The 6,879-nt window shown below is 69.7% G+C and carries 7 protein-coding genes; 2 read left to right on the top strand and 5 right to left on the bottom strand.

Features of this window, described 5'->3' with window-relative positions:
- Positions 1–40 precede the first annotated feature (40 nt).
- Entirely contained in the window at positions 41–172 is a 132-nt protein-coding gene (locus tag ACFP3H_RS14070) for a hypothetical protein (protein WP_378605265.1), read from the bottom strand.
- Positions 173–356: 184 nt separating this feature from the next.
- The gene (locus tag ACFP3H_RS14065; RefSeq protein WP_378605263.1) at positions 357–1,565 is read right to left on the bottom strand and encodes an acyl-CoA dehydrogenase family protein; all 1,209 of its coding nucleotides are present in this window, start codon (positions 1,563–1,565) and stop codon (positions 357–359) included.
- A 274-nt stretch (positions 1,566–1,839) separates the two neighbouring features.
- Here ACFP3H_RS14065 and ACFP3H_RS14060 point away from each other — a divergent pair, with 274 nt between their 5' ends.
- Both ACFP3H_RS14060 and ACFP3H_RS14055 read left to right on the top strand, forming a co-directional pair.
- A complete protein-coding gene (locus ACFP3H_RS14060; protein WP_378605260.1) occupies positions 1,840–2,757 on the top strand; it encodes an LLM class oxidoreductase in 918 nt (305 codons plus the stop codon).
- A 12-nt stretch (positions 2,758–2,769) separates the two neighbouring features.
- Positions 2,770–4,065, top strand: a complete 1,296-nt coding sequence (locus ACFP3H_RS14055) for an NtaA/DmoA family FMN-dependent monooxygenase (RefSeq protein ID WP_378605257.1) — start codon at positions 2,770–2,772, stop codon at positions 4,063–4,065.
- Between the two features lie 54 nt (positions 4,066–4,119).
- Here ACFP3H_RS14055 and ACFP3H_RS14050 read toward each other — a convergent pair whose 3' ends face one another.
- The 3 genes from ACFP3H_RS14050 to ACFP3H_RS14040 are packed head-to-tail and all read right to left on the bottom strand — an operon-like array spanning position 4,120 to position 6,861.
- Positions 4,120–5,262: an ABC transporter substrate-binding protein gene (locus tag ACFP3H_RS14050; protein ID WP_378605254.1), complete on the bottom strand. Its 1,143-nt coding sequence runs from the start codon at positions 5,260–5,262 to the stop codon at positions 4,120–4,122.
- 13 nt (positions 5,263–5,275) lie between these two features.
- Entirely contained in the window at positions 5,276–6,040 is a 765-nt protein-coding gene (locus tag ACFP3H_RS14045; RefSeq protein ID WP_378605251.1) for an ABC transporter permease, read from the bottom strand.
- A complete protein-coding gene (locus ACFP3H_RS14040; protein WP_378605248.1) occupies positions 6,037–6,861 on the bottom strand; it encodes an ABC transporter ATP-binding protein in 825 nt (274 codons plus the stop codon). Before ACFP3H_RS14040 ends, ACFP3H_RS14045 begins: the two co-directional genes overlap by 4 nt.
- Between the last annotated feature and the right edge of the window lie 18 nt (positions 6,862–6,879).

Here is a 6,879-nt window from a genome sequence, read left to right as displayed (position 1 = left end):
CACCGCCGGGCCGGGCGGTGGGCCGTCGAACAGGGGTGGGTCAGGCCGCGCTGGCGCTGCTGAGCGCGTTGAGGATCAGGTCGATGAGCACGGCGGTCAGTACGGCGGAGGCGGATCCCATGGTGGCTCCCAGGTCGAGTTCGGATGTGGCCCCCGAGTTTCGACTGGTCACGTGTCCATCATGTAACTCGCGGTGACGGGTCGAAATCCGGTGTGGCGCCCGATACTTCGCCCGGACCGCGATCTGCCCTTATATGCGCGGGACGCGATCTGAGATCTCGCGCACGCCGACCCGGCAGTACCTGTCGCCCTTCGACCGGCTCGTCGATTCGGGAGGCGCGGCAAGCCGAGCCCGGTCAGAAGAATCCGACGGTGGGCAGCGGTGCGTCGTTGACCACCGCGTCGCCGATCGCGCGCGCCTTGAACGCGGTGGGGTTGTGCGAGAACAGGGTTCGCAGGTTGCGCCAGTGCCGATCGAGGTGGGTGGCCTGGCGAACGGCCGAGGCCCCGCCGACCCCGTAGAGCGCACCGGCCGCCCGCAACGCGATGTCCTCCACGCCGACCTTCACCCTGGCCGCCGCCAGCGACGCCGCCCGCTCGAGCTCGTCGTCGACCTGACCGTGCGTGTGCGCGTGCTCGATCGCGCGGCCGAGGGTCTCGGCCGCGGCCAGCACCGCGGCCTCCACGACGTAGGCGGCGGCGGACAGTTCGCCGACGATCTGCAACAGCTGCGGGTCCTCGCGGGAGGGGTCGGCATTGCCCCACGCGTAGGAGCGTGGCCGCTCGCGCAGCAGCGTCGCGGCCTCCGCGGTGACCGCGCGCAGGATGCCCGCGGCGATCGCGTGCAGCAGCAGTTGCGGCTGGGCGCCGCCGGGTCGCCGGTCGGAGCCGACGTGGCGGAACGGCACCAGCTCCGCGGGCTCGACGAGCACATTGTCCAGAATCGTTGTGCCCGTGCCGGTGTGGCGCTGGCCGATGCCGTCCCAGTCGTCGACGTGCACGATGCCGGCGCGGTCGGCGGGGATGAGCGCGCTGATCTGCTCGCCGTTCGCGTCGTTGGCGGTGACGCGCAGGTAGTCCGAGTACAGGCTGCCGGTGCTGTAGAACTTGCGTCCGGTGAGCCGGAAGTTCGCGCCGTCGGGCAGCAGGGTGGTGTCGAAGGTGTAGACGCCGACCCGGTTGCCGAGCTCGGAACTGGCGCCGCCGAACAGTTTTCCGGCCACCACTTCGGCGAGCCAGGGCCGTTCGCGATACACCGTCGGGTCGCGGCGCAGTTCCTCGACGAAGCCGTAGTGGATGCGCAGGATGTGCGGCACGTCCGGGTCGGCTTCCCCGAGCCGGATCAGCAGTTCGAACAGTTCCCTGGTGCTGTAGCCACCGCCCCCGTCGGCGAGGGGAACCCGCACCGCGCCGAGGCGGTGTTCGCGCAGGAGCCGCAGCGCCAATTCCGGTTTCTCCGTGGGAAAGTCGAGGCGACGGCGCGCATCCTGGGCGATCGCCTCGATCACCTCCCCCAGTTCGGGCGAATCGAGGGCGACGGGGCGAGGTGCGGCAGTGGTGGTCATGGGGACAGTATGTGAGTGCGGAAAAAGGCGAACAATACTTTCTCCCCCCGTAATTCATACGGGTCTCGAGCACCGTGAAGTACAGCTGACGCCACGGTGAAGTTTCGGTTCATCCCCGCGCTGACCAGCGCGAAGAAACATTCGTGGTGAGAAGAACACTATTCACCCCCGACGCCGATCGTTAGAGTCGCGGTCATTCGCACTGCGCCGCGTAGCTGTCATTCCGGTGCGCTCGATCGTTGATTGTTCGCCAGGAAAACAGAGGAGTTCGAGTATGACACCGGTGGTCGGGATAGAAATCGCGGACGCGGCGCTCGCGCGGTCGGTAGGTCCCGAATTCGCGGCGGTGCCACGGCTGCTCGATGCCGCCGGGATCGGCTACGTCGTGCTCGGCGCCGACCGGGCCACCGGCACCGCCGAATCGCTGAGTCCGGCACTCGCGGGCACCCTGTTCGCCCGACACAGCCACGGACTCGGCATCGTCGCCGCGGCCTCCCCGCAGCGCGATCACCCCTACAACATCGCCCGCCGACTCGGCTCCCTCGACCACCTCACCCACGGGCGTGCCGGGTGGCTGGCTCTGCGCGAGGACCGCGCCACCACGCTCGGCCAGGGACACGGCAGCTGGACCGACCGCCCGGTCGACGCGGCCGGAGTGGCCGATGCCGTCACCGCCGTGCGCGCGCTGTGGCGTACCTGGCCCATCGAAACCCTCACCCGCGCCGACGATTCGGTCGTGCGCTACGCCGACCACACCGGTGAGTACCCGACCACCGGCCCCCTCAATGTGCCCACCACCCCACAGGGCGAGCCCGTGGTCTGGTGGCGCTACGAACGCGGTGACGATCCCGCCCGGGTCGCGGTGGCCGATGTCGTGCTCGTCGACCCCGACGACCTCGACGCCGAGCTCCCGGCAGCGGTCCACCGACACGTCCGACTCGAGGCCTCCGACCTGGCTCCCCGCACCGGGAATCCGCTCGCCGAACTCCCCGACATCCACGGCGTCGCGATCCGCGTCGATCTGCCCGCCCTGCCGGACTTCCTCGACCGAACCCTGCCCGCCCTGGCCGACGCCGGTTTGCTTCGCCTGCGACCGAGCGACGAAACCCGCACTCTCCGTGCGCATCTCGGCATCGACCGCCGCAAAGAACCCGACCTGAGTCGGCACCGTCCGGTCTTCGCCGCCTCCTGAAGGGACACACCCATGAGCCGCCACGTCATCCTCAACGCGAATGTGCTCGACCTCGGCATCAGCGGGGCCGCCTGGGAACTGTCCGGGCTGCCGAGGGACACCGTCGCCTCCGGTGACTACTACGCCGAGATCGGCCGGATCGCCGAGCGCGGCACCCTCGACGCGTACTTCCTGGCCGACAACCCGGCCGTGCGCGAGGACCCGCGCCGCACCCCCGGTCGCGCCCTGGAACCGACCACCATCCTGGTCACGGTCGCCGCCGCCACGTCCCACCTCGGCCTGATCGGCACCCTGTCGACCACCTTCAACGATCCCGTCGAACTGGCCGAACGCCTGCTCACCCTCGACCACCTCAGCGGTGGCCGCGCGGCCTGGAACGCGGTGACCACCTACAACCCGGCCGCGGGCGGCAACTTCGGTCTTCTCGAGGTACCGAGCCGGGCCGAAAGGTATTCGCGCGCCCACGAATTCGTCGATGTCGTCACCGCCCTGTGGCAGGGTGCCGCCGAGGGGCGCGACATCGACCACCGCGGAACACATTTCACCGTCTCCGGGCGCCTGCCGTTGGGCCCGTCACCGCAGGGCCATCCGCTGATCGTGCAGGCCGGTGGCTCCCCGCAGGGTCGCGAACTGGCCGGCCGCACCGCGAACGCGGTGTTCAGCGCCGAACTCTCGCTCGCGGCGGGCGTGGAACACTACGAGCAGGTCAAGCAGGTCGCGGTACGCCACGGTCGGCGCCGCGACGACGTGGCGATCCTGCCCGGCCTGATCACCATCATCGGCAGCACCCACGCCGAGGCCGTGGCCCGCTACGAACGGGCCCGCGAACTCCTCGGTCCCGTTCACGAACTGCGCCGGCTCGGCGCGGTCCTGCTGCACGACCTGGTCCCCTACCACCTCGACGAGCCCTTCCCCGCCCACGTCCTGGCCGAGCTGCCCGACCCCGAGAGTTTCACCGGCTCCCTGGGTTTCCGCGAGTCGGTCGTGCGCGGCGTCAGCGAACGCCTCGCGGCCACCGGCGGCCGCTACACCCTGCGCGAGGCCATCGGCGAGTTCGGCGACGGCGGCCACCGCCGCGTCATCGGGGCGCCGGAGCAGATCGCCGACACGATCGAACAGTGGTTTCGCGCGGGCGCCGCCGACGGCTTCAACCTGATGCCCGACGCCTTCCCCGCAGGCCTGGAGCTCTTCGTCGACGAGGTGGTCCCGATCCTGCGCCGCCGCGGCCTGTTCCGCCACGAGTACGCCGAGTCGACCCTGCGCGAGCGCCTCGCCCCGACCGCGACGAGGCTGCCCGCCGCGGTGTGAGCACACGCCGACGGCCCACCGCCGTGAAAGGCGATGGGCCGTCGAACATGTGGGTTACTTACCGCCCTCCGTCGGAGTGACCACGGTGGGCTGGTAGTTCGCGCCGGTGACGTCCACACCGTCGGCCTTCAACTGGTCGAGGGCCTTGGTGACGTACTCGGTGGTGTAGGCCTCGGCGACGGGATCCTTGGTGAGCACCGTCGCGCCTTCGGCGTTCTTGGTGTTCTTGGCGATCGAGACGGTGCGGTCCCACGCGGACTTGTCGATGGTGCCGATGCCGGCCGGGGAGGGCCAGATCAGCTTGTTGACCTCGTTGATCTGCCACTGCTGGTGTCCCGCGCCCAGCGTCGCGCCCGCGGCGACGGTGATGTCGCGGCACTTGTCGAGGTTGTCGCGGCAGAAGGCCCAGCCCTTGAGCGAGGCGACCAGGAACTTGACCGTCTGGTCCTGGTACGCGCTGTCCTTCAGCTTCTCGGTGTTGGCCCACAGGGCGTCCTGCAGCATCGCCACACCCTCGTCGTTCCAGTCGATGGTGGTGAAGTCGTCGGCGGTGTAGAGCTCACCGGTGGCGGGGTTCTTGGTTTCGAGCAGCTGGGCGTACTCGTTGTAGGACATGGCCTGGGCGGCGGCGATGTCCTTGGCCAGGAACGCGTTCATGTCGAACTGCTGCTGGACCAGGGTCACGTCCTTGGCGGGATCGAGTCCGGCCTTGGTCATGCCGGCGAAGAGTTCGAATTCGTTGCCGTAGCCCCAGTTTCCGACGGTCTTGCCGCGCAGCGCGGCGGGTCCGACGATGTTGTCGGCCTTGAACGAGACCTGCTTGGTGCCCGACTTCTGGAAGATCTGGGCGATCTCGGTGATGCCGGCGCCCGCCTCACGGGAGGCCAGTGCCTTGGGTACCCAGGCGACCGCGTAGTCGGCCTGGCCCTGGGCCAGCACCGTCTGCGGGACGATGTCGGTGCCGCCGTCGAGGATCTCGACCGAGAGGCCCTGTTCCTTGTAGAAGCCCTGGTCCACGGCGGCCAGGTAGCCGGCGAACTGGCCCTGTTTGAACCATTGCAGTTGCAGGGTCACTTTGGTGAGGCCGTCGGCGGTGGTCTGCGAACCACTGTCGGTGGTGCTACAGCCGGTCAGTGCGGCGGCGGCCACGGCGGCTATGGCCACCGCGCTACGCAACCGGAGTGCGGTCTTGCTCATGGATGGATCTCCCTCATCGGATCGTGGACAGCAGGGGGGTTCGGGGTCGGCGGGTGAGTTGTTCGAGCAGCAACACTGCTGCCAGGAAGACGAGGCCGACGCACATCGCGCCGACCACGTAAGCCCAGGCCCGTGGGTAGGCCGTGTTGGCCGCGGCGGAGGTGATCCGACTGCCGAGACCGTTCTGCAGACCGCCGAAGTACTCGGCGATGATGGCCGCGATCACCGCGCCCGGCGCCGCGATGCGCAACCCGGTGAACAGGTGCGGCAGCGCGGCGGGCAGGCGCACGGTGCGGGTGATCTGCCAGCCCGAGGCGGCGTAGGAGGTCATCAGGTCGGCGTGGACCTTGGGCACCTGGCGCAGGCCGCGCGCGGTGCTGACGAAGACCGGGAAGAACACCACGATGGTGACGACGAGTCGACGCGGGGTCTCGGTGGTGGTGGAGTACATCGAGTTGAGCAGCGGGGCGAGCGCGACGATCGGCACCGCGGCGGCCGCGGCGGCCAGCGGGGTGAGCAGCCCGTCGACGACACTGAACCGCACCGCGACGATCGCCGCGAGCAGCCCGAGCACGGTCCCGGCGACGAACCCGACCAGCGCGTTGGTTCCGGTGGCCACCGACGCGTCGAAGATCCGGCCCGCGTTCTCGACGAACTGGGTGGCGATGGCGCTGGGCGCGGGCAGCAGGAACGAGGGCACCCCGCCCACCACCGTGAGCAGCTGCCACAGGGCGAGCGCGACGACACCGACGACGATCGGCGGCAACCAGGTTCTCATCGCAGGTCCCGTCCGGCCACGGCCGTGTCGTCGTGCTCGCCGCGCAGGGCCGCGCGCACCGCGGCGACGGCGGTGAAGAACTCGCCGGAGGCGCGAACGTCGGTGCCCGCCTGGCGATCCCAGCCGCCGGTGGGCACGATCTCGCTGATCCGTCCCGGCCGCGCCGAGAGCACGACCACCCGGTCGGACAGGTAGACCGCCTCGGGAATCGAGTGGGTCACGAACACCACGGCCGCGCCGGTCTCGCCGGCGATGCGCAGCAGTTCGCCCTGCATGCGTTCGCGGGTCATCTCGTCGAGCGCGCCGAAGGGTTCGTCCATCAGCAGCAGCGAGGGCTTGCGGGCCAGTGCCCGCGCGATGGCGACCCGCTGCTGCATGCCGCCGGACAGTTCGGCCGGGTACCGGTCGGCGAACTCGCTGAGCCCGGCCATGTCCAGCAGTTCGGCACTGCGTGCCTTGCGCTGGGCCTTGGGCACCCGGTGCAGTTCCAGTGGCAGCTCGATATTGGCTGCGACAGTGCGCCATTCGAGCAGGCCCGCCTGCTGGAACGCGATGCCGTAGTCCTGGTCGATGCGGGCCTGGCGGGCGGGTTTGCCGTGCACGGTGGCGGTGCCGCTGGTGGGGGTCTCGAGGTCGGCGATGATCCGCAGCAGCGTCGATTTACCGCAGCCCGACGGGCCGATGAGCGAGACGAATTCCCCGGGGGCGACGGTGAGACTGACATCCGAGAGCGCCGTCACCGCACCCGCGGCGAAGGTCTTGCCGAGGTGGCTCAGCGCGACCGCGGCCGGGGTGTCGGGTTCGGTGACCGATGTGGTCATGGAAACTTCTTCCTGAAA

This window comes from Nocardia lasii (assembly GCF_042658545.1).
GTDB lineage: Bacteria > Actinomycetota > Actinomycetes > Mycobacteriales > Mycobacteriaceae > Nocardia > Nocardia lasii.
The sequence above is the reverse complement of the archived record's forward strand: the minus strand, read 5'-3'. Positions and strand labels throughout refer to the sequence as shown.

Coding starts and splice junctions, on each gene's coding strand:
- ACFP3H_RS14065 (WP_378605263.1), bottom strand. CDS start 1,565: ATGACCACCACTGCCGCACCTCGCCCCGTCGCCCTCGATTCGCCCGAA.
- ACFP3H_RS14060 (WP_378605260.1), top strand. CDS start 1,840: ATGACACCGGTGGTCGGGATAGAAATCGCGGACGCGGCGCTCGCGCGG.
- ACFP3H_RS14055 (WP_378605257.1), top strand. CDS start 2,770: ATGAGCCGCCACGTCATCCTCAACGCGAATGTGCTCGACCTCGGCATC.
- ACFP3H_RS14050 (WP_378605254.1), bottom strand. CDS start 5,262: ATGAGCAAGACCGCACTCCGGTTGCGTAGCGCGGTGGCCATAGCCGCC.
- ACFP3H_RS14045 (WP_378605251.1), bottom strand. CDS start 6,040: ATGAGAACCTGGTTGCCGCCGATCGTCGTCGGTGTCGTCGCGCTCGCC.
- ACFP3H_RS14040 (WP_378605248.1), bottom strand. CDS start 6,861: ATGACCACATCGGTCACCGAACCCGACACCCCGGCCGCGGTCGCGCTG.